A 19,880-nucleotide genomic window follows, 5' to 3' on the forward strand; every position below is an offset into this window, starting at 1 on the left:
TGGAATCGATCTAACGTCACCGAAAGCGCGCTGTGCGCGCACACACACCTTGCAAACTCAATCCGCATCAATGCGGGAAAGGCCAGACACGCATCTTTTGCTTGCCAATCGACCACAGCTTGGCCAGACCATGGGGCTCCACGATCAGGAACCACACGATCAGCCCGCCGAAGATGATGAATTCCGCGTGCGACACACCGGCCGTGGAGATCTCGAAGCCGAACAGACCGGCCACGGCAGGCAGTAGCAGGCTCAGGAAGATGGGCAGCACCACGATGAAGGCCGCACCAAAGAAGCTGCCCATGATGGAGCCCAGGCCGCCGATGATCACCATGAACAGCAGCTTGAAGGACACGTCCACCGAGAAGGCGGCGGGCTCCCAGGCCCCCAGGTGCACAAAGGCCCACAGCGCACCGGCCACGCCGATGATGAAGGAGCTGACGGCAAAGGCGCTGAGCTTGGCGTACATGGGGCGGATGCCGATCACGCTGGCGGCCACGTCCATGTCGCGGATGGCCATCCATTCGCGACCGATGGCGCCGCGCACCAGGTTCTTGGCCAGCAGCGCGATCACCACCAGCACTGCCAGGCAGAAGATGTATTTGGAGGTGGCCGATTCGATGGGCATGCCGAACACCTGCAGATTGCTCACCGACACCGAACCCGAGGGCGAGTCGTTGGTGAACCATTTGATGCGCAGGAACATCCAGTCACTGAAGAACTGCGCCGCCAGCGTGGCCACGGCCAGGTACAGGCCCTTGACCCGCAGGCTGGGCAGGCCGAACAGGATGCCGAAGAAGGTCGCGCACAGGCCGCCCAGGATCAGCGCCGGAATCAGCGGCATGCCGGGAATGCGGACGATGAAGTTGTAGGCGCCGTAGGCGCCCACGGCCATGAAGGCGCCCGAGCCCAGCGAGATCTGGCCGCAGTAGCCCACCAGGATGTTCACGCCCAGTGCGGCCAGCGACATGATGACCAGCGGAATCAGGATGGCGCGGTAGAAGTAGTCCGATGCAAACATCGGCACCACCAGGAAGGCCGCGGCGATCAGCAGCAGGATGGCCACCTTGTCCTGGCGGATGGTGAAGATCTGCTGGTCCGCCCGGTAGCTGGTCTTGAACTGACCGTTCTCACGATAGAACATGTGTGTCTCCTAATTGTTCTTGGGGTGGACTGGTCAGACGCGGTCGATGATCTTCTCGCCGAACAATCCCTGCGGACGGAACAGCAGGAACACCAGGGCCAGCACATAGGCAAACCAGATTTCGATACCGCCGCCCACATAGGGGCCCAGGTAGACCTCGGACAGCTTTTCGCCGACGCCGATGATCAGGCCGCCGATGATGGCGCCGGGGACCGAGGTCAGACCGCCCAGGATGACCACCGGCAGCGCACGCAGCGCCACGGTGGTCAGCGTGAACTGCACCCCCAGCTTGGAGCCCCAGATCATCCCGGCCACCAGGGCCACGATGCCGGCCACGCACCACACGATCACCCAGATGCGGTTCAGCGGAATGCCGATGGACTGGGCGGCCTGGTGGTCGTCGGCCACGGCGCGCAGGGCCCGGCCGGTGCTGGTCTTCTGGAAGAACACGGAGAGGGCAGCCACCAGGCAGGCGGCGATCACCGCAGCGATCACGTCTTCCTGGTTGACCATCACGCCGCCGTCAAACACCGAGTCCAGCAGGAACACCGGGTCCTTGGGCATGCCGATGTCGATCTTGTAGATCTCGCTGCCGAACAGCGTCTGGCCCACCCCTTCCATGAAGTAGGTGATGCCCAGCGTCGCCATCAGCAGGGTGGCGGCGTCCTGGTTCACCAGGTGGCGCAGCACCAGGCGCTCGATCACCCAGGCGCAGACGAACATGATCGCGGCGGCGATGATGAAGGCAGCGACGTTGGAGACGATCTTGTTCTCGATGCCGGTCCACTGCGGAATCCATTCCGCAAAGCGCGCCATCGCCAGCGCGGCGAACAGCACCATCGCGCCCTGGGCGAAGTTGAAGACGCCCGAGGCCTTGAAGATCAGCACGAAGCCGAGTGCCACCAGGGCGTAGAGCATGCCGGCCATCAGGCCGCCAAACAGGGTTTCCAGAAAGAATGCCATTGCGGGTCTCCCGTGTTCCGTGGTGTCAGTGGCTGGTGCCCAGATAGGCACGGATCACGTCTTCGTTGCTGCGCACTTCTTCGGGGGCGCCGTCACCGATCTTCTTGCCGTAGTCCAGCACCACCACGCGGTCGGAAATGTCCATCACCACGCCCATGTCGTGCTCGATCAGCACGATGGTGGTGCCGAACTCGTCGTTCACGTCCAGGATGAAGCGGCACATGTCCTGCTTCTCTTCCACGTTCATGCCGGCCATGGGCTCGTCCAGCAGCAGCACCTGAGGCTCCATGGCCAGGGCGCGGCCCAGGTCCACGCGCTTTTGCAGGCCATAGGGCAGCTGGCCCACCGGCGTCTTGCGGTAGGCCTGGATTTCCAGGAAGTCGATGATGTGTTCGACGAATTCGCGGTGGGCGATTTCTTCCTTCTCGGCCGGGCCGATGCGCAGCGCCTGCATCAGCAGATTGCTTTTGATCTTCAGGTTGCGGCCGGTCATGATGTTGTCGATCACGCTCATGCCCTTGAACAGCGCCAGGTTCTGGAAGGTGCGGGCCACGCCCATTTCCGCGACCTGGCGGCTGTTCATGTGGTCGAACTTGTGGCCCCGGAAGGTGATGGAGCCTTCCGAAGGGGTGTAGACCCCGTTGATGCAGTTGAGCATGGAGCTCTTGCCGGCGCCGTTGGGGCCGATGATGGAACGGATCTCGTGCTCGCGCACATTGAACGAGATGTCCGTCAGGGCCTTCACGCCACCGAAGCGCAGGCTGATGTTTTGGATGTCCAGGATGACATCGCCGATTTTTTTGTCTGTCATGGCTGCTTGCCTCGTTGCGGGTCAGGCGGCGGCGCGCGCGGCCGGGTAGGTCTTGACATCCAGGATCTGGAGCGTGGCGCTGACGCTGCCGGTGCGTCCGTCCTCGAACTTGACCAGGGTCTCGATGAACTGCTCCTTCTTGCCGCCATACAGCGCATCCACCAGCACGCCGTATTTGTCGGCGATGAAGTTGCGGCGGACCTTGCGGGTGCGGGTCAGCTCGTCATCGTCCGGGTCCAGTTCCTTGTGCAGCACCAGGAAGCGCGCGATCTGGGTGTCGGCCATGCCGGGCTCGGTGGCCAGATCGGCATTGACCTGGCCCAGGCATTCGGCCACCAGCTCCAGCACCTTGGGCTTGGAGGCCAGGTCCACATAGCCGCCGTAGGGGATGTTCTGGCGCTCGGCCCAGTTGCCAACGGCCTCGTAGTCGATGTTGATGAAGGCACAGACTTCGTCGCGGGCATTGCCGAAGCACACGGCTTCCTTGATGTGCGAGAAGAACTTGAGCTTGTTCTCGATGTAGTTGGGCGCAAACATGGCGCCGGTGTTCATCTTGCCCACATCCTTGGCGCGGTCGATGATGCGCAGGTGGCCGTCGGCATCCAGCACGCCGGCGTCGCCGGTGTGGAAGTAGCCGTTGTCATCGATCACCTCGGCGGTGGCGTCGGGGCGCTTGTAGTACTCCTTGAGCACCGACACGCCCTTGACCAGCACCTCGCCGTTGTCGGCGATCTTCAGCTCGATGCCGGGAGCGGCCTGGCCCACGGTGTTCAGCTTGACATGGCCGTTCTTCTGGATGCAGACATAGGCGCAGGTTTCGGTCTGGCCATACAGTTGCTTGAGGTTGATGCCGATGGAGCGGAAGAAGCGGAACAGGTCCGGGCCGATGGCTGCGCCGGCCGTGTAGGCCACGCGGATGCGCGACAGGCCCATCACATTGCGCAGCGGCCCGTAGATCAGCAGATCGCCCAGCTTGTACTTGATGCGGTCCAGTGCGCTCACGGGCTTGCCGTCCAGGATGTCGGCGCCCACGCGCTTGGCCAGCTGCATGCATTTTTCATACAGCCACTGCTTGCCCTTGGCCGCATCTTCCATGCGGATGGAGACCGAGGTCAGCATGCCCTCAAACACCCGGGGCGGGGCGAAGTAATAGGTGGGGCCCACCTCGCGCAGGTCGATGGTGACCGTGCTGCCGGATTCCGGGCAGTTGATGGTGAAGCCCGCCACCATCCACTGCGCCAGCGAGAACAGGTGGTCGCCCACCCAGGCCGGAGGCAGGTAGGACATCACATTGTCCGCAGGGTTCAGGCCGTCGACCTCCACCGCGCCGCGGGCCGAGCCGATGAAGCTGCTGTGCGTCTGACACACGCCCTTGGGTTTGCCGGTGGTGCCCGAGGTGTAGAGGATCACCGAGACGTCGGAGGCCTTCACCTGCTGCACCATGCTGTCCCAGACCCCGGGATGGGCCTGGTCCCAGGCGCGGCCCCGTTCCATCAGCTGGGCGGTGCTGATGAGGCCGGGCTGGTCGTACTTGCGCAGACCGCGGGGGTCGTCATAGATGATGTGGCGGATGCCGGGCACGGTCTCGCGCACTTCCAGCAGCTTGTCCACCTGTTCCTGGTTTTCGGCAAAGGCGAAGGCCACCTCTGCATCCTGCATGACGAAGGACATTTCCTGGGCCACGGCGTCCTGGTAGAGCGGAATGGGGACGCCGCCTATGCTTTGCACCGCCACAAAGCCCATGTACAGGTGGGGGCGGTTGTCGCTGATGAACGCCAGGTTCTGGCCCTTGGCCAGGCCCAGGTCGGCCAGACCGCAGGCCAGGGCGCGCACATCGCGAGCGACTTCGCCCCAGGTCCAGGTTTGCCAGATGCCGTACTCTTTCTCACGCAGGGCGGGCGCGTCGGGGCGCTCGGCGGCGTGCTTCAGGAGCAGATGCGGGAATGTGTTGCTCATTCCGGGTCCTCACAGGATGCTGGTTTCAGGCCGTTCCACCGGGCGCAAGCCCCATGGAGTGGTGGTGTTGCAGCGATGGTAGGAAGCGGTTTGACGCCGGGTTGTCTTTGCGATGACTTTCCGGGGGAAACTCCTTATCGGGAAAACACGCGCCGTCTGTCGGACGATCGCTGAAGTGCAGGCATATCGCCTTGCGGCACGTCACGGACGCTGGGCCAGCGGCGTAAATTTGTCGCCCGGAAGGCCGCTTTTGCACATTTGTCTGCCATGGCGCAAAGCCTGCTTACAAGCCTGGGGAAAACCCAATATTTTTGTAACCACAGATCGGGAGATGCTTGCAGCCATGAGTTCGCCACCGTCCCTCCACCAACGTCGCCGCGCCCCTTTGCCCCATGAACTGGACGAGATCCCCTGGCTGCGCCTGCTCCAGTCGCCCGAGCGCGAGCGGGCCATTGCCGATCTGCAGGTGGGCGAGGCCGAGGCCGGCGAGCTGATCTGTGCCGTCGGTCGTCCGGTCACCTACTGGTTCGGCCTGGTCGAAGGCCTGCTGAAGATGAGTGCCGACAACGCACAGGGCATGACCATGACCTTCACCGGCGTGCCCCCCGGTGGCTGGTTCGGCGAAGGCACGGCCCTCAAGCGCGAACCCTACCGTTACAACATCCAGGCCCTGCGCAAAAGCGTGGTGGCGGGCCTGCCCGTGGACACCTTCCATTGGCTGCTGGACCACTCCATTGGCTTCAACCGCTTTGTGATGAACCAGCTCAACGAGCGGCTGGGCCAGTTCATCGCGGCGCGGGAGATCGACCGCCTGAACAACCCTGAGGTGCGGGTGGCACGCAGTCTGGCCGCGCTGTTCAACCCCGTGCTGTACCCGGGCGTGGGGGTGGTGCTGCGCATCACCCAGCAGGAGCTGGCCTATCTGGTGGGTCTGTCGCGCCAGCGCGTCAACGAGGCCCTGGCGGCGCTGGAGGCCGAAGGCGTGATCCAGGTGGAGTACGGCGGGCTGCGGGTGCTGGACCTGGCGGGCCTGCGCGGGCGGGTGTTCGAGCCCGGCGGCAGCGCGGCAAAGCCCCGTGCTGCCGAGGTGCACAAGAGCCAGTCGAACGGCGGGGAATCGGCAGTGGCGCGACAATAGCGCCCCCATGTCCTCGACACCACCCAAATCCAACGATGCGGATAATTCCGCATCCCGGGCCACGCTGCGCGTGAAAGCCCCTGCCGCCGCGCCTGCCGCGGCGCCCGCTGCCCGCAAGCCCGGCCCCCGTGCCGGCGGCAAAGACTCCGGCGCGCCCCGTGGCGGTGCCGGCCGCCGTGACGACCGTCCCCGCCGGGATGACAGCCGCGGCGACCGCGAGGGCTATGCGCCCCGCGCAGACCGTGGCGACCGTTTTGAACGCAACGACCGTCCCAGCCGTCCCTACGCACCGCGTGACGGCCAAGGCGGCGGCCGCGACAGCCGTGGCGAAGGCGGCTTTGGCCGCCCGGACCGTCCCTACCAGCCGCGCGGCGAGCGCAGCGAAGGCTTCCGTGGCGACCGCGAGGGCTACGCACCCCGCGCTGACCGGGGAGATCGCGGCGGTGAGCCTGGCGACCGTTTCGAACGTTCAGACCGACCCAGCCGTCCCTACGCCCCGCGTGACGGGCAGGGTGGTGGCCGCGACAGCCGTGGTGAAGGCGGTTTTGGCCGCCCGGACCGTCCCTACCAGCCGCGCGGCGAGCGCAGCGAAGGCTTCCGTGGCGACCGTGAGGGCCATGCGCCCCGCGCCGACCGTGGCGATCGTTTCGAGCACAACGACCGTCCCAACCGCCCTTATGCCCTGCGTGACGGGCAAGGTGGTGGCCGCGACAGCCGTGGCGAAGGCGGCTTTGGCCGCCCGGACCGCCCCTACCAGCCGCGCGGCGAGCGCAGCGAAGGTTTCCGTGGCGACCGCGAGGGCCATGCCCCCCGCGGTGATCGTGGTGGTGAGCGTTTCGAGCGTTCGGACCGCCCCAGCCGCCCCTACGCCCCGCGCGACGGGCAAGGCGGTGGCCGTGACAGCCGTGGCGAAGGCGGCTTTGGCCGTCCGGACCGTCCCTACCAGCCCCGCGGCGAAGGCCCGCGTGGTGAGCGTGGCGGCGAGCGTTTCGAGCGTTCGGACCGCCCCAGCCGTCCCTACGCCCCGCGCGACGGGCAGGGCGGTGGCCGTGAAGGCTTTGCCCCCCGCGGCGATCGCCCGGAGCGCGGTGACCGCGAGCGCCGCCCCCAGCGTGACGACCGCGCTGCCCGCCCCGACCATCGCACCCGCGACGATTTCCGTGCCGAACGCCGTGCCGGCCCCCAGCCGGGCGAAGAGCGTTCCTACGGTGGCATCCGCACCTACCGCGCACCCGAAGCGCTGGGTGGCAAGGCCGCTCCGGTGAAGATCATCCGTCCCGAGCCCGTCGCGCCGCGCGAAGATGCGCGTCCCGGCGACGCCCGCATCAACAAGCGCATGGCCGAGATGGGCATGTGCTCGCGCCGCGAGGCCGATGAGTGGGTGGAAAACGGCTGGGTCAAGGTCAATGGCGTGGTGGCCGTGATGGGCCAGTTGGTGGTGCCCAGCGATCGCATCGAGATCGACCGCGCCGCCCAGGACCGCCAGGAGCAGCAGGTCACCATCCTGCTGCACAAGCCCATGGGCTATGTCAGCGGCCAGGCCGAAGACGGCCATGAGCCCGCCGTGGTGCTGATCAATCCCCAGACGCGCTGGAACCACGACACCAGCAAGACCCACTTCAACTTCAGCCAGCTCAAGGGCCTGGCGCCTTGCGGCCGTCTGGACATCGATTCCGTGGGCCTGCTGGTGCTGACCCAGGACGGCCGCGTGGCCCGCCAGATCATTGGCGAGGACTCCACCATGGACAAGGAGTACCTGGTGCGCGTGACCTATGGCGACCGGGAAGTGGACATCCAGTCCGTCTTCCCGCTCGACCAGCTGGCCCGCCTGCGCCACGGTCTGGAGCTGGACGGCGAGCCGCTGCAGCCCGCGCAGGTGGACTGGCAGAACCCCGAGCAGCTGCGTTTTGTGCTGACCGAAGGCAAGAAGCGCCAGATTCGCCGCATGTGCGAACAGGTGGGCCTGCACGTGGTGGGCCTGAAGCGCATCCGCATCGGCAAGGTGGTGCTGGGCAATCTGCCGGTGGGCCAGTGGCGCTACCTGGGTGCCAACGAGCAATTCTGATCCGGAAAAAGCGAGCGCCCTGGGCGCTCGCCCAGACGGACCGAAAAAAAGGAGCGCAAGGCGCTCCTTTTTTGTCCCCCATCGACGGCCAGGCCGCGCGGAGATGGATGCTCAATCGTCCTTGCCGTTGCTCAGCAGGGCCTTGTAGATGACCGCACCGACGATGGCGCCCCCGATGGGAGCCACCCAGAACAGCCACAGCTGGCTGACGGCGATGTCGGGGCCGAACACGGCCACGCCGGTGGAGCGGGCGGGGTTGACCGATGTGTTGGTCACGGGGATGGAGATCAGGTGGATCAGCGTCAGGCACAGGCCGATGGCCAGGCCGGCAAAGCCGGCGGCAGCGCGCTTGGCGGTGGCGCCCAGGATCACGATCAGGAAGATGGCGGTCATCACCACCTCGGTCACGATGGCTGCGGTAAGGTTATAGCCGCCGGGGGAGTGTTCGCCGTAGCCGTTGGTGGCAAAGCCTCCAATAGCCGCACCGGCCTTGCCGGTGGCAATCACAAACAGAATGCCGCCGCCCACAATGGCGCCCAGCACCTGCGAAATCACATAGCCCGGCAGTTCACCCCAGGAAAAGCGCCCGCCCACGGCCAGCCCCACGGAGACGGCCGGGTTGAAGTGCCCGCCCGAAATGGGACCCAGCGCATAGGCTCCGGTGACCACCGTCAGACCGAAGGCCAGCGCCACGCCGGCCAGGCCGATGCCCACCTCCGGAAATGCGGCGGCCAGTACGGCACTGCCGCAGCCACCCAGCGTGAGCCACAGGGTACCGATGAACTCGGCCGACCATTTCTTCAGATTGCTGTGCATGCGCATCCTCCATTTGCAGTTGCCACAAAAACGCCGGTCCATGCAGGTGGTTGCCGGTACTGGCGCGGATCATAGAAAGCGGCCGCTCATCGCGGGAGGGGACAACTGTCAAGAAACGTCCCCATCGTGGAAGCCCAGGCTAGCGCATGTCGGTGTCAGCGTGTAGCAGCCAGGCTCTTGAAACTGTGGCAGCAGGCCCTAAATGTGGCTGCGTCGTGGTCTATCGACACCAGGGCGTGGCGGTCATGCCACACTTGAGGGCTCGGTGGAGCCCCACCCCGATTTCGTATTTACCAGAAGAACCCCTATGAGCAAGCAAACCCATTCCTTCCAGGCTGAAGTGGCCCAGCTGCTGCACCTGGTCACGCATTCGCTGTACTCCAACCCCGAGATCTTCGTGCGTGAGCTGGTCTCCAACGCCTCGGACGCCTGCGACAAGCTGCGCTTCGAAGCGCTGAACGACAGCAGCCTGTACGGCGACCAGCCCAACCTGGAAGTGCGCATCGCCTTCGACGACAAGGCCAAGACGCTGACCATCACCGATACCGGCATCGGCATGAGCGCACAGGAAGCCATCGAGCACCTGGGCACCATCGCCAAGAGCGGTACCAAGGCCTTCATGGACAAGCTTTCGGGCGACCAGAAGACCGATTCCCAGCTGATCGGACAATTCGGCGTGGGCTTTTACTCCGGCTTCATCGTGGCCGACAAGATCACCGTGGAATCGCGCCGCGCCGGCCTGGCCGCCAGCGAAGGCGTGCGCTGGACCAGCTCCGGTACCGGCGACTTCGAAGTGGAGCAGATCACCCGCGAGCCGCGCGGCACCAGCGTGATCCTGCACCTGCGCGAAGACGCACGGGAATTCTTGAACGGCTGGAAGCTCAAGCAACTGATCACCAAGTACTCCGACCACATCAGCCTGCCCATCCTGATGGAAAAGGAAGAGTGGAAGGACGGCGAGAACGACCAACCCGGCGCCATGGTCAAGACCGGCGAATGGGAAGCCGTGAACAAGGCCAGCGCGCTGTGGACCCGTCCCAAGAAGGACATCACGGACGAGCAGTACGTCGAGTTCTACAAGGCCATCAGCCACGACTACGAAGCCCCGCTGACCTGGAGCCACAACCGCGTCGAAGGCAATACCGAGTACACGCAGCTGCTGTACATCCCGGCCAAGGCCCCGTTCGACCTGTACCAGCGCGACAAGCACGCCGGCATCAAGCTGTATGTGAAGCGGGTCTTCATCATGGACGACGCCGAAGCGCTGATGCCCCAGTACCTGCGCTTTGTGAAGGGCGTGATCGATTCGGCCGACCTACCCCTGAACGTGAGCCGCGAGCTGCTGCAGGAAAGCCGCGACGTGAAGCTGATCCGCGACGGCTCGGTCAAGCGCGTGCTGTCCATGCTGGAAGACCTGGCCCGCCACGACAAGCACGAAGCAGCGGCCGATGCCGAGGTGACCGATGTGGTCAGCGACGAAGACAAGGCCAAGGAAGGCAAGTACAGCCAGTTCTATGCCGAGTTCGGCGCCGTGCTGAAGGAAGGCCTGGGTGAGGACCATGCCAACAAGGACCGCATTGCCAAGCTGCTGCGCTTTGCCTCCACCACGCACGACGGTCTGTCCACTTCGCTGGCCGACTACAAGGCGCGCATGAAGGAAGGCCAGGAGGCCATCTACTACATCACCGCCGACACCCTGGCCGCCGCCAAGAACAGCCCGCAGCTGGAAGTCTTCAAGAAGAAGGGCATCGAAGTGCTCCTGATGACCGACCGCGTGGACGAATGGGCACTGAACTACGTGCAGGACTTTGACGGCACGCCGCTGCAGTCCGTGGCCAAGGGTGCCGTGGACCTGGGCAAGCTGCAGAACGAAGAAGAGAAGAAGGCGGCGGAAGAAGCCGCTGAAGCCTTCAAGCCGCTGCTGGCCAAGCTGAAGGAAGCGCTCAAGGACAAGGCTGAAGACGTGCGCGCCACCAGCCGTCTGGTGGACTCGCCCGCCTGCCTGGTGGTGCAGGACGGCGGCATGAGCCTGCAGATGGCCCGTTTGTTCAAGCAGGCCGGTCAGGCCATGCCGGAGAGCAAGCCGGTGCTGGAAGTGAACCCCGAACACCCGCTGATCAAGAAGCTGGACGGATCGGTGCATTTCCACGATCTGGCGCAGATCGTGTTCGATCAGGCGGTGCTGGCCGACGGCGGCATGCCGGAAGACCCGGCCGCCTATGTGAAGCGTGTGAACGCGCTGCTGGTCTGAGCCAGCGCTGAGCCTGCGGGCAGGCCGTCCGGTCGTCCGGTCTGCCCCGTGGATCCCCGACCCCGGCCCCTTGGGTGCCGGGGTTTTATTTTTTGGCGGGCTGTCCTAGCCCACCCGCGCCAGCCGGCGGTCCCACAGCACCACGGCCAGGGTGAGCAGACCCAGCGTGGCGCCGGCCAGGCTGGCGCCGCCCCAGCCGGCCTGCAGCCAGGCCCAGGCGCCCACGGCCGAGCCGCTGGCCGCCCCCACGAAGTAGGTGGTCATGTAGACCGCATTGATGCGCGAGCGTGCCTGCGGCTCCAGGGCATAGACCACGTTCTGGTTGCTGATGTGCAGCGCCTGCAGTGCGCCATCCACCACCAGAAAACCCAGCAGAAAGGCCCACAGGCTGTGACCGCCCTGCCACAGCAGGGTCCAGCCGAGCAGCATCAGCAGGCCGCCGGCCAGGGTGGTGGCCTGTTCCCGGCCCCGGTCGGCCATGCGGCCGGCCACATTGGCCATCAGGGCGCCGGCAATGCCGACGATGCCGATCAGGCCGATCTGTGTGTCGTTCAGCCTATAGGCCGGGCCGGCCAGCAGCAGGGCCATGGTGGAGAACAGCACGCTCACCGTGGCAAAGCCCAGCCCGCCAATCAGCGCCCGGCTGCGCAGGCGCGGGTGCTGGCGCCAGAGCTGGCCCAGCGACCGCAGCACGGCGCCATAGCCCAGCCGCACCACCACCGGGGCCCTGGGCAGGGCACGGGCCAGCAGCACGGTCATGGCCAGTGTGGCCACAGCGCCTACGCCGTACACCGCGTTCCAGCCGCCCAGGCCCGACAGCACACCGGCCACACTGCGCGCGGCCAGAATGCCGATCAGCAGGCCGCTCATGACCAGCCCCACGGCGCGGCCGCTGGTGCCCGGCGCGGCCAAGCTGGCCGCCATGGGCACCAGCACCTGGGCGGCCACGGAGAACAACCCCGTCATCCCCGTGCCCAGGGCCAGCAGCGCAAAGCTGTGGCTGGGGCCGCTGAGCCCGGACAGCGCCATGCCGGTGGCGGCCAGCACCATCAGGCTGAGCACCAGGCGCCGGCGCTCCAGCATGTCGCCCAAGGGAACGAGCAGCAGCAGGCCGAAGGCATACGACACCTGGGCCAGCGTGACGATGCTGGCGGCCTGGCCGTCATGCACGCCCAGTTCCTGGGCGATGGAGTGCAGCAGCGGCTGGTTGAAGTAATTGGCCCCCGCACACAGGCCGCAGGTGGCGGCCATCAGCACCAGGGTGCGGGTGGACAGGGGCGTGGGGGTCGTGGCGGCAGACACGGGGGCGGCGCTCACAACCACTCACAAAGGGCGCACGGCCGTGGCTTCCACCTCGATCAGCATGCCCGGCAGGGCCAGCTTGGGCACGGGAATCAGCGTGCAGGCCGGAAACGGCAGCGGCGGCTGGTGGGCCTCGCCCCAGTACCGGCGCAGCGCCTGTTGCCACAGGTGAAAGCGCTCCAGCGAATGGTCCACGATCAGCACCGTGAGCTTGGCGACATCGGCCATGTCCGCATGGGCGGCATGCAGGGCGGTCTGCACATTGGCCAGGGCCTGGTGGGCCTGGGCCGCAAAGTCGTCCGGCAGTTCGGCGGCCATGTTTTCGCCCCCCTGGCCGGAGACAAAGACCCAGCGCAGCGGCGATTCCACCCGTACCACATGGGTGTAGCCGTTGGGGGCGGCGTCATACAGCCCGGGGGGCTGCAGGTGCTGCAGGTGGCCGCTCTGGGAGGCGGGCAGGGCGGTGGGAGAGGAGGAGGACGGAGCAACAGCGGCAAGGGCCTGGGCCATGGAGGAGATTCCGAATCAAGAAGCGCGGGATGGGAGAGAGGGTGCCGTGGTGCCACACCAAAGCAGCACCCAAACAGGTTATATTCTTCAACCTCAAGTTCACTTGAGGTCAATAGCCTGGACCCATGCTTTGCAAGGCTTTTACGTACCGAAATCGACACATGCGAAAGGCTGTTAGCGATGTGGGAATCTACCGGCGCGCCGCGCCACCGCTGCGTGCAGCAGGCCGTGCCTGGCGAGAAGGCGGATGACAGCGGCACCGATGGCACGCTGCTGGCCGTGGGCGAGGTGGCCCGGCGCAGCGGCGTGCCGGTGTCCACGCTGCATTTCTACGAATCCAAGGGCCTGATCCACAGCGTGCGCACTGCCGGCAACCAGCGCCGCTATGCGCGGGTGGTGCTGCGGCGGGTGGCGGTGGTCAAGGTGGCGCAGCGCATGGGCGTGCCGCTGGCCGAGATTGCGGCGGCGCTGGACGCGCTGCCGCGTTGCACGCCCACCGCCCAGGACTGGCGGGCCTTGTCGGAACGCTGGCGCGGCGATCTGGATGACCGCATCCGCCAGCTGACGCAGCTGCGCGACCAGCTCGATGGCTGCATCGGCTGCGGCTGCCTGTCGCTGCAGGACTGCCCGCTGCGCAATGACAGCGACCAGCTGGCCCATGCCGGGCCGGGGCCACATTTCCGCTGAGTCCCCGCAGGGGGATCAGGCGGCAGCTGCCACGGCCATGGGCGGCAGGCGGTAGATGCGCCATAGCACCCACAGCGTGAGTGTGCCCATGGCGGCGCAGTACAGCGGCAGCGCGGTTTCCAGCCCCATGTGGTCGGCCATGCTGCCCAGTACCATGATGGGCAGCATGGAGCCGATGTAGCCAATCACCAGGTAGGTGGAAATCAGGCCGGAGCGGTTGCGGGCCTGTGCCACGCGGTTGACCAGCGACATGCCGCCGATGTTGCACAACCCGTGGCCCAGCGCCACGGTGAGCACGCACAGCACAAACAGCAGGCTGGAGCCCAGGTAGTTGTTGACCAGCAGGATCAGCATGCTGGCGGCCAGTGCACCCAACCCGGCCTGCGCGCACCAACGGCTGCTGCGGGCGCGGGACAGGAACTGAAACCCGGCGGACAGAAACAGAATCATGCCCAGTGCCAGCCCGGACACGGCCGGTCCATGCCAGGGGACCATGCGGGCCATGAAGCTGGGGGCCAGCGAGGCAAACAGGCTGAAGGCGCCAAAGGCCAGAAACACGCACATGCTGGCCAGCAGGTAGCGGCGGCGGTGCTCCGGTGCGGGCAGCGTGATCTGCGGCATCCAGCTGGGGGCCACCAGGGCGGGGTTGGGAGTGGGCACAGGCACCTGGTGGCGGATGCGGCCCAGCGCCACCACGGCCAGCACCCCCAGCAGCAGCGAAGGCACATAGGCCGTCAGCAAAGGCTGTGGCAGCCACTGCGCCACCACGCCGCCCAGCACCGGGCCCAGGCCAAAGCCGAAGGCAATGGTCAGGCTGGCCATGGCGGCGGCGCGCTGCAGATCGCCCTTGTTGTTGAGCTGGGTGAGCCCCAGCGAGGCCGAGGTGGTGATCATGCCGGAGGCCAGCCCGACCAGCACCCGCGCCACGGCAAAGCTGGCGTAGTTCCAGGCCAGCGCACTGAGCAGCGAGCCGGCCGTGACGATGACCAGCCCCCAGCGCAGCACGCGGACAAAGCCGTGCCGGTCCGACAGGCTGCCCAGGGTCAGCAGGCTGAGCATGGCGCCGGCCATGTACATGGCATAGACCAGGGTGATGTCACTGGTCTGCAGTTGCCACAGGGTTTGGTAGAGCGGGTAGAGCGGGCTGGCCAGGGCGGTGCCCATGACGCCCACGCACATGGAGAAGCACACCCAGGGATAGGGGGCCCATTTGATTTGCATGATCGGACAGTGAGTAAGGGAGGCGGCAGGTGCATTTCCATGGCCCTGCGCCGGGTATGGAGGCGGTCGGTCGGTGGAAGACCGCTGCCTGCATACAATTAAAAATGACTTTTCGGTCAATTTTGTGAATTCTAAGGAGAAAACCCGTGTCTGTGCCGCGCACTGCTGTCTGCAGCCCTGATGCCGTCCCGGAAAAGGACGGTGCGCCCGTGGCCGAGGCGGTGTGCCGCCGGCGCGGGCCCAGCCTGGACAAGACGGCACAGACGCAGCGCCAGATCACCGAAGCCGCGCTGGCCATTTTTCTGGAGCAGGGCATCACCCGCGCCACCATGGCGCAGATCGCGGCGCGGGCCGGCGTGGCCAAGGGCACGATCTACACCTACTACCCCTCCAAGGAGGCCTTGCTGCGCGGCGTGGTGCTGCAGGCCCTGGCGCAGTCGGCGGCCTACCAGCCGCTGTGCCGACGGCCGGGCGAAACCGCCCAGGCCTTGCTGCGCCGCAGTCTGCTGCCGACCATGGAGGCCATCGAGCGCAGCGACCGTGGGAGCCTGGCACGCCTGATACTGACCGAAGCCAAGCAGCACCCCGAACTGGCGCGGCTGTACAAGGAACTGGCATTCGACCCCTGGCAGCAGCATGTGCTGGGCATCTTGCAGCTGGCCTGTGAAGAAGGCGAGCTGCAGAGCCAGGCACCGGAAGACTATGCCCGCCTGCTGGCCAGTCCGTTCTGGATGGGGATGGTGCACAACGGCCTGCTGACGGACGACCCGCAGCAGCACGTGGCTATCGCGCCCTTGATGGAACAGCTGATTGCGTTACTGTTTGCCTCACCCCTGCCTTCTTCCTCCCAGCCTGTTCGGAGCCTGCCATGACACCCCACACCACCTTTGCCATTCGGGACGCACAGACGGCCAAGGCCCGGCCGCATGCGGGCCGTTCCCTGGCGGTTGTGCTGGGGCTGGCGGCGTTGTTGGCGGGCTGCGGCTCGGTGGGGGCTGGGGTGGGTGTGGGCATCCCGGTGGGGCCGGTGTCGCTGGGCGTCGGTCTGGGCAGCGGCGGCGTGAGTGCCGGGGTCGGCACCGGCTGGGGCCCGTTGGGCGTGGGGGTGGGAGTCAACCAGCGCGGTCAGGTGACGGGCAATGCCGGTGTGGGGCTGTCCACGGGCGTGGGTGGAGCGCGCGTGGGGGCCGGGGTCGGTACGTCGACCGTGCTGCATGACCCCGCCCGCGCGCCGGCACCGGCGGCTGCCACACCTGCCGGGGCGGCTACGGCGGAGCACACTGCACCGGCCGAGGCGCCGATGCAGTGGCGCGATTCCAGCGGGCAGGTGGTGCCCACCTGCCGCGTCGAAGGGCGCTGCTGAGCCGCTCGGGTCAGCGGGTGTCGGTCTGCAACTGGGCGTGCAGCTGGGCCAGGCCGCTGCGGGCACTGGATTGCAGCGCCGGCAGCAGCGCGATGGCCGATGGCAGATCGGTCGCATCGGCCAGTTGAGCGGCGAGCTGGCCCAGCCGCTCCAGCCCGAAGGTGGCGACGCTGCCGGCCACCAGGTGGCCCTGCTGGCGCAGCAGGGCGAGATCGCCCCGGGCCTGCTCCAGGGTGTCCAGGCGGTGTTCGAGGTCTGCGCTGAACTGTTGCACCAGGGGTGCCAGGCGCGCGCCCGGCACATGGCGGCGCAGGACTTCGACGGCCGCCGCAGCAAAGTCGGGGGCGGGCGCAACGCCGCAGGGCTGCAGCGCTTGCGGCGCCAGCGCGGAGGCACCAAGGCCCTGCTGCAAGGGCGTGGCGCTTTCCCCCAGCGTGCGTGCCAGGGTCTCCCACAGCGTGGCTTCCACAATGGGTTTGGCCACCAGGCCGTTCATGCCGACGTCCTGGCAGTGGCGCAGGTCTTCCGGGCGGGTGTGTGCCGTCATGGCCAGCACGGGCACATGGCGGTAGAGCGGGTGGGCACGCAGGCGGCGGCAGAAACTCCAGCCATCCAGCCGCGGCATCTGCAAGTCGATCAGGATCACGTCGTAGTGGTCCGAGGCATGCTGCAGCAGCCGCTCCCAGGCGAATTCGCCATCGCTGCTGCAGTCCAGCTGTGCCCCGCTGGGACGCAGAAAGCCCTGCAAGACCTCGAGGTTCAGGGCGTGGTCATCCACCAGCAGCATGCGCCGCCCCTGCAGTGCCGGAATGGAGGGCAAGGCCGAGGTGGCCGCTGCGGTGTCCGGGGCCATGGCCACCGCCAGGACCGTGGTGAACCAGAAGCAGCTGCCCTGGCCGGGGCGGCTGTGCAGGCCGGTCTTGCCATGCATCAGCTGTGCCAGCCGGTGCACGATGGCCAGGCCCAGGCCGGTGCCGCCAAAGCGCCGGGAGATGGAGGCATCCACCTGAAAGAATGGGCGGAACAGGTGCGCCGCATCGGCACGGCTCAGACCAGGGCCGGTGTCGGACACGCTCCAGCGCAGCAGCACCTTGGCAGTGGAGGCGGTCGGCAGGGCGGCCACCCGGATGCGGATGCGGCCCCGGGCCGTGAACTTGATGGCGTTGTGCACCAGGTTGAGCAGGGCCTGGGTGAGTCGGTACGGATCTCCGCAGAGCCAGGGCGGGACCTGGGGCGCGACCTTGCAGTCCAGCTGCAGGCCTTTGGCATGCAGGTCTTCCTGGCACATGCGGCGCACATCGTCGATCACCTGGTCCAGCGCGAACACCGTGTGCTCCAGCGTGACCCGGTGGGCGTCGAGCTTGGAGAAATCCAGCACGTCGTTGGCCAGGCTGCGCAGCAGCCGGCCGGCGCGGTCCAGGTTGTCCAGCTGCTGCTGCTGTGCCTGGGGCAGGGACGCGCGCTGCAGCAACTGGGTCATGCCCAGCATGGCATTCAGGGGGGTGCGGATCTCGTGGCTGATGGTGGCCAGAAAACGGGACTGCTCCAGCGCGGCGGTTTCCGCAGCCTGCTTGGCCTGGGCCAGCGCCAGGGACTGGTTCTTTTCCTGGGTGATGTCCAGCCAGCCGCCGTTGAACAGCACGCTGCCATCCGGCAGCCGCCGGGTGCTGGCCAGGATCTTGAACCAGGTGGCGCCGGGCAGCCGTGGCGGGGTCACCAGCAGGTCGTGCGTGACCGATTCCAGCGTGTGCACGCTGCGCATGAACTGCTCCCACAGCGCCGGTTCCTGGTGGGGGGTGAGCGCGTGGCGCACCACCGCTTCCCAGCGCGGCGTGACAAAGCGCAGGTCGCTGTGTCCCTCCCGCGTGAGGTGCAGCTGGAAGATGGCCACCGGCACCGCGCCGGTCAGCTCCAGCAACTGCTCGGAGAGCAGCTGCGAGGCCTGGGCCTGCAGCACCTGCGCCGACAGCATCTCGTTGTGGAGCATGCTGTCGCGAAAGCCCTGAAGTGTCATGGCCATGGTGCCCACTTCATCCTGGCGCTGCTGGGGCAGGGGAGGGAGGTGGTAGTCCCGCCGCAGCAGGCGCTGCATGCTGCGCGTCATCTGCGCAATCGGCTGGGAAATCCAGCGCACGGCGGAGGCCGCGGACAGGGCGCTGACCAGGCAGATGGCGGACACCACGGCCAGAATGATCAGCACGATGGCTTCCTGGCGGGCCACGCGCTGGGCTTTGCCCAGATCGGTGTAGAGCTTCTGGGTCAGGTACTGCAGCCGCTCGATGTCCTGGCGCAGGATGCGCATGGCGGGCGTGAAGTTGTATTCGATCAGTCCCTGGGTCAGATCGTGGTCGTCGGCCGATGCGGCATCCACCACGGCATGGCCCAGCAGGAACAGGCGCTGGGAGCGCTGGTCCAGAAACTCGATTTCCAGGGCCAGCTCCGGGGAACGGCGGGCAATGCTGCTGAGTTCGTGGCGCAGGTCCATCTGGATCTGCAGCAGCTGTTGGCGGATCTGCGACAGGTCGAACAGCTCCTGCGCGGCAGGGGCGCTCAGGATCTCGCGTGTGGCATCGCTGAGGTAGACCGCAATGGTGGCCAACTGCAGGGTGTTTTGGGTCTCCTGGTTCAGCCGCGTGTAGTAGCGCGCGTCCACCTTCTGCCAGAGCAGCATGGCGCTGATGGCAATCACGGCGGACAGCGTGCCCGTCAGGCCGACCAGGGCCGCCGTCTTGGTGGCCAGGGGCAGATTGGCCAGCCACCGGCCCAGGCGCTGGCCTGCCGACCACCGCATCTGCGCAGCGCGCTCTGGCAAGGCCATGGGATCCGGGGCTTTCATGCGGTGCGAAGGGGGGGGGGAAGGGTGGGGGCACCCCGGTGGCAGTACCGTGCGGGTGTACCGGCCGATTCTGCCGTGCTTACAGCCGTTCCAGGCGGTAGCCGGTGCCATAGACCATTTGCAGGGCGAACCGGCAGGGGTGTTGGAGGTCATGGCTGAGGCCCAACTGCAGCTTGCTGCGCAGCTGGGAGATGTGCGTGTCCAGCGAGCGGGTTTCCACCGCCGGCTTGCCTTGCCAGAACAGCTGGTGCAGTTGCTGGCGGGTGACCAGCTGGCCGGAGTGGCTGAACAGGTGCTGGGCGATGGCGTATTCCCGTCCCTTGAGGGCGACACGCTGGGCGCCGAATTCGACGTGGCGGCCATCCGGGTCGAAACGGTAGGGGCCGAACTGCGGCGTGTGCGGGCGGCCCGGGCGGTAGGAGCGGCGCAGCAAGGCCTGGACCCGGGCCATGAAGACCGGCAGCTGCAGCGGCTTGGACATGAAGTCGTCGGCACCGGCTTCCAGGGCCTGCACCAGGTCGCGCTCCTGCTGGCGCTGGGTGGCAAACAGGATGGGCAGCTGGGCGCCATAGTGCTGGCGTGCCGCCCGGACCAGCTCCGGGCCCTGCATGTCGGGCAGCAGCCAGTCCACCACCAGCATGCCCAGATCCGGGTTGCAGCCCGGCTCCAGGAAGGAATGGGCATCGGGGAAAAGGCGCACCTGGTGGCCCGCGTGTTCCAGTGCTGCCTGCAGCAGACACTGCATGCTGCTGTCGTCATCCACTATGGCTATCAGCATGGTGTCCTCGGATGGAAAGCCCAGAGCGTACCGCTGTCT

The 19,880-nt window shown here is 66.7% G+C and carries 16 protein-coding genes; 6 read left to right on the top strand and 10 right to left on the bottom strand.

Translation table 11 applies throughout. The features are described from left to right. Positions 1-67 precede the first annotated feature (67 nt). The 4 genes from KW830_RS19775 to KW830_RS19790 are packed head-to-tail and all read right to left on the bottom strand — an operon-like array spanning position 68 to position 4,874. A complete protein-coding gene (locus KW830_RS19775) occupies positions 68-1,144 on the bottom strand; it encodes a branched-chain amino acid ABC transporter permease (protein ID WP_066541176.1) in 1,077 nt (358 codons plus the stop codon). A 33-nt stretch (positions 1,145-1,177) separates the two neighbouring features. Further along, positions 1,178-2,107 carry a branched-chain amino acid ABC transporter permease gene (locus KW830_RS19780; protein WP_066541174.1) on the bottom strand — a complete coding sequence of 310 codons (930 nt, stop codon included), beginning with the start codon at positions 2,105-2,107 and terminating at the stop codon, positions 1,178-1,180. Between the two features lie 25 nt (positions 2,108-2,132). Then, entirely contained in the window at positions 2,133-2,918 is a 786-nt protein-coding gene (locus KW830_RS19785) for an ABC transporter ATP-binding protein (protein WP_066541171.1), read from the bottom strand. A gap of 21 nt (positions 2,919-2,939) precedes the next feature. After that, a complete protein-coding gene (locus KW830_RS19790; protein WP_218334154.1) occupies positions 2,940-4,874 on the bottom strand; it encodes a long-chain fatty acid--CoA ligase in 1,935 nt (644 codons plus the stop codon). Between the two features lie 343 nt (positions 4,875-5,217). Here KW830_RS19790 and KW830_RS19795 point away from each other — a divergent pair, with 343 nt between their 5' ends. Both KW830_RS19795 and KW830_RS21420 read left to right on the top strand, forming a co-directional pair. After that, complete coding sequence (locus KW830_RS19795) at positions 5,218-6,012, top strand: Crp/Fnr family transcriptional regulator (RefSeq protein WP_218334155.1); 795 nt, start codon at positions 5,218-5,220, stop codon at positions 6,010-6,012. A gap of 7 nt (positions 6,013-6,019) precedes the next feature. Continuing rightward, on the top strand, positions 6,020-8,077 hold the full coding sequence (locus KW830_RS21420) for a pseudouridine synthase (RefSeq protein WP_255578877.1): 2,058 nt from the start codon (positions 6,020-6,022) through the stop codon (positions 8,075-8,077). 111 nt (positions 8,078-8,188) lie between these two features. Here KW830_RS21420 and aqpZ read toward each other — a convergent pair whose 3' ends face one another. Continuing rightward, positions 8,189-8,893 (bottom strand): aquaporin Z, encoded by a 705-nt coding sequence (gene aqpZ, locus KW830_RS19805; RefSeq protein WP_218334156.1) that lies wholly within the window; start codon positions 8,891-8,893, stop codon positions 8,189-8,191. A 307-nt stretch (positions 8,894-9,200) separates the two neighbouring features. On the opposite strand from aqpZ, the gene htpG reads away from it, so the two are divergent. Continuing rightward, positions 9,201-11,144: a molecular chaperone HtpG gene (gene htpG / locus KW830_RS19810; protein WP_218334157.1), complete on the top strand. Its 1,944-nt coding sequence runs from the start codon at positions 9,201-9,203 to the stop codon at positions 11,142-11,144. Between the two features lie 105 nt (positions 11,145-11,249). Here htpG and KW830_RS19815 read toward each other — a convergent pair whose 3' ends face one another. Both KW830_RS19815 and KW830_RS19820 read right to left on the bottom strand, forming a co-directional pair. Next, entirely contained in the window at positions 11,250-12,395 is a 1,146-nt protein-coding gene (locus KW830_RS19815; protein ID WP_218334261.1) for an MFS transporter, read from the bottom strand. 72 nt (positions 12,396-12,467) lie between these two features. After that, positions 12,468-12,956 carry a RidA family protein gene (locus KW830_RS19820; RefSeq protein ID WP_066541156.1) on the bottom strand — a complete coding sequence of 163 codons (489 nt, stop codon included), beginning with the start codon at positions 12,954-12,956 and terminating at the stop codon, positions 12,468-12,470. 180 nt (positions 12,957-13,136) lie between these two features. On the opposite strand from KW830_RS19820, the gene soxR reads away from it, so the two are divergent. Then, entirely contained in the window at positions 13,137-13,643 is a 507-nt protein-coding gene (gene soxR / locus KW830_RS19825; protein WP_083520611.1) for a redox-sensitive transcriptional activator SoxR, read from the top strand. Positions 13,644-13,658: 15 nt separating this feature from the next. Here soxR and KW830_RS19830 read toward each other — a convergent pair whose 3' ends face one another. After that, positions 13,659-14,864, bottom strand: a complete 1,206-nt coding sequence (locus KW830_RS19830) for an MFS transporter (RefSeq protein WP_255578880.1) — start codon at positions 14,862-14,864, stop codon at positions 13,659-13,661. A gap of 146 nt (positions 14,865-15,010) precedes the next feature. Here KW830_RS19830 and KW830_RS19835 point away from each other — a divergent pair, with 146 nt between their 5' ends. Continuing rightward, the gene (locus tag KW830_RS19835) at positions 15,011-15,736 is read left to right on the top strand and encodes a TetR/AcrR family transcriptional regulator (protein ID WP_227657835.1); all 726 of its coding nucleotides are present in this window, start codon (positions 15,011-15,013) and stop codon (positions 15,734-15,736) included. Next, positions 15,733-16,227: a hypothetical protein gene (locus tag KW830_RS19840; RefSeq protein WP_255578882.1), complete on the top strand. Its 495-nt coding sequence runs from the start codon at positions 15,733-15,735 to the stop codon at positions 16,225-16,227. Before KW830_RS19835 ends, KW830_RS19840 begins: the two co-directional genes overlap by 4 nt. Before the next feature lie 10 nt (positions 16,228-16,237). Here KW830_RS19840 and KW830_RS19845 read toward each other — a convergent pair whose 3' ends face one another. Together KW830_RS19845 and KW830_RS19850 are read right to left on the bottom strand one after the other, a co-directional pair. Then, positions 16,238-19,063 (bottom strand): ATP-binding protein, encoded by a 2,826-nt coding sequence (locus KW830_RS19845; RefSeq protein ID WP_218334158.1) that lies wholly within the window; start codon positions 19,061-19,063, stop codon positions 16,238-16,240. 79 nt (positions 19,064-19,142) lie between these two features. After that, positions 19,143-19,841 carry a response regulator transcription factor gene (locus KW830_RS19850; protein WP_218334159.1) on the bottom strand — a complete coding sequence of 233 codons (699 nt, stop codon included), beginning with the start codon at positions 19,839-19,841 and terminating at the stop codon, positions 19,143-19,145. Between the last annotated feature and the right edge of the window lie 39 nt (positions 19,842-19,880).

The sequence above is a fragment of the Comamonas sp. CMM03 genome, assembly GCF_019218715.1.
Classification (GTDB): Bacteria; Pseudomonadota; Gammaproteobacteria; order Burkholderiales; family Burkholderiaceae_C; genus Comamonas; species Comamonas terrigena.

Bases quoted from the DNA above. Each gene is read 5' to 3' on its own strand.
- KW830_RS19775 (WP_066541176.1), bottom strand. From the start codon at position 1,144: ATGTTCTATCGTGAGAACGGTCAGTTCAAGACCAGCTACCGGGCGGAC.
- KW830_RS19780 (WP_066541174.1), bottom strand. From the start codon at position 2,107: ATGGCATTCTTTCTGGAAACCCTGTTTGGCGGCCTGATGGCCGGCATG.
- KW830_RS19785 (WP_066541171.1), bottom strand. From the start codon at position 2,918: ATGACAGACAAAAAAATCGGCGATGTCATCCTGGACATCCAAAACATC.
- KW830_RS19790 (WP_218334154.1), bottom strand. From the start codon at position 4,874: ATGAGCAACACATTCCCGCATCTGCTCCTGAAGCACGCCGCCGAGCGC.
- KW830_RS19795 (WP_218334155.1), top strand. From the start codon at position 5,218: ATGAGTTCGCCACCGTCCCTCCACCAACGTCGCCGCGCCCCTTTGCCC.
- KW830_RS21420 (WP_255578877.1), top strand. From the start codon at position 6,020: ATGTCCTCGACACCACCCAAATCCAACGATGCGGATAATTCCGCATCC.
- aqpZ (WP_218334156.1), bottom strand. From the start codon at position 8,893: ATGCACAGCAATCTGAAGAAATGGTCGGCCGAGTTCATCGGTACCCTG.
- htpG (WP_218334157.1), top strand. From the start codon at position 9,201: ATGAGCAAGCAAACCCATTCCTTCCAGGCTGAAGTGGCCCAGCTGCTG.
- KW830_RS19815 (WP_218334261.1), bottom strand. From the start codon at position 12,395: ATGGCCGCCACCTGCGGCCTGTGTGCGGGGGCCAATTACTTCAACCAG.
- KW830_RS19820 (WP_066541156.1), bottom strand. From the start codon at position 12,956: ATGGCCCAGGCCCTTGCCGCTGTTGCTCCGTCCTCCTCCTCTCCCACC.
- soxR (WP_083520611.1), top strand. From the start codon at position 13,137: ATGTGGGAATCTACCGGCGCGCCGCGCCACCGCTGCGTGCAGCAGGCC.
- KW830_RS19830 (WP_255578880.1), bottom strand. From the start codon at position 14,864: ATGCAAATCAAATGGGCCCCCTATCCCTGGGTGTGCTTCTCCATGTGC.
- KW830_RS19840 (WP_255578882.1), top strand. From the start codon at position 15,733: ATGACACCCCACACCACCTTTGCCATTCGGGACGCACAGACGGCCAAG.
- KW830_RS19845 (WP_218334158.1), bottom strand. From the start codon at position 19,063: ATGAAAGCCCCGGATCCCATGGCCTTGCCAGAGCGCGCTGCGCAGATG.
- KW830_RS19850 (WP_218334159.1), bottom strand. From the start codon at position 19,841: ATGCTGATAGCCATAGTGGATGACGACAGCAGCATGCAGTGTCTGCTG.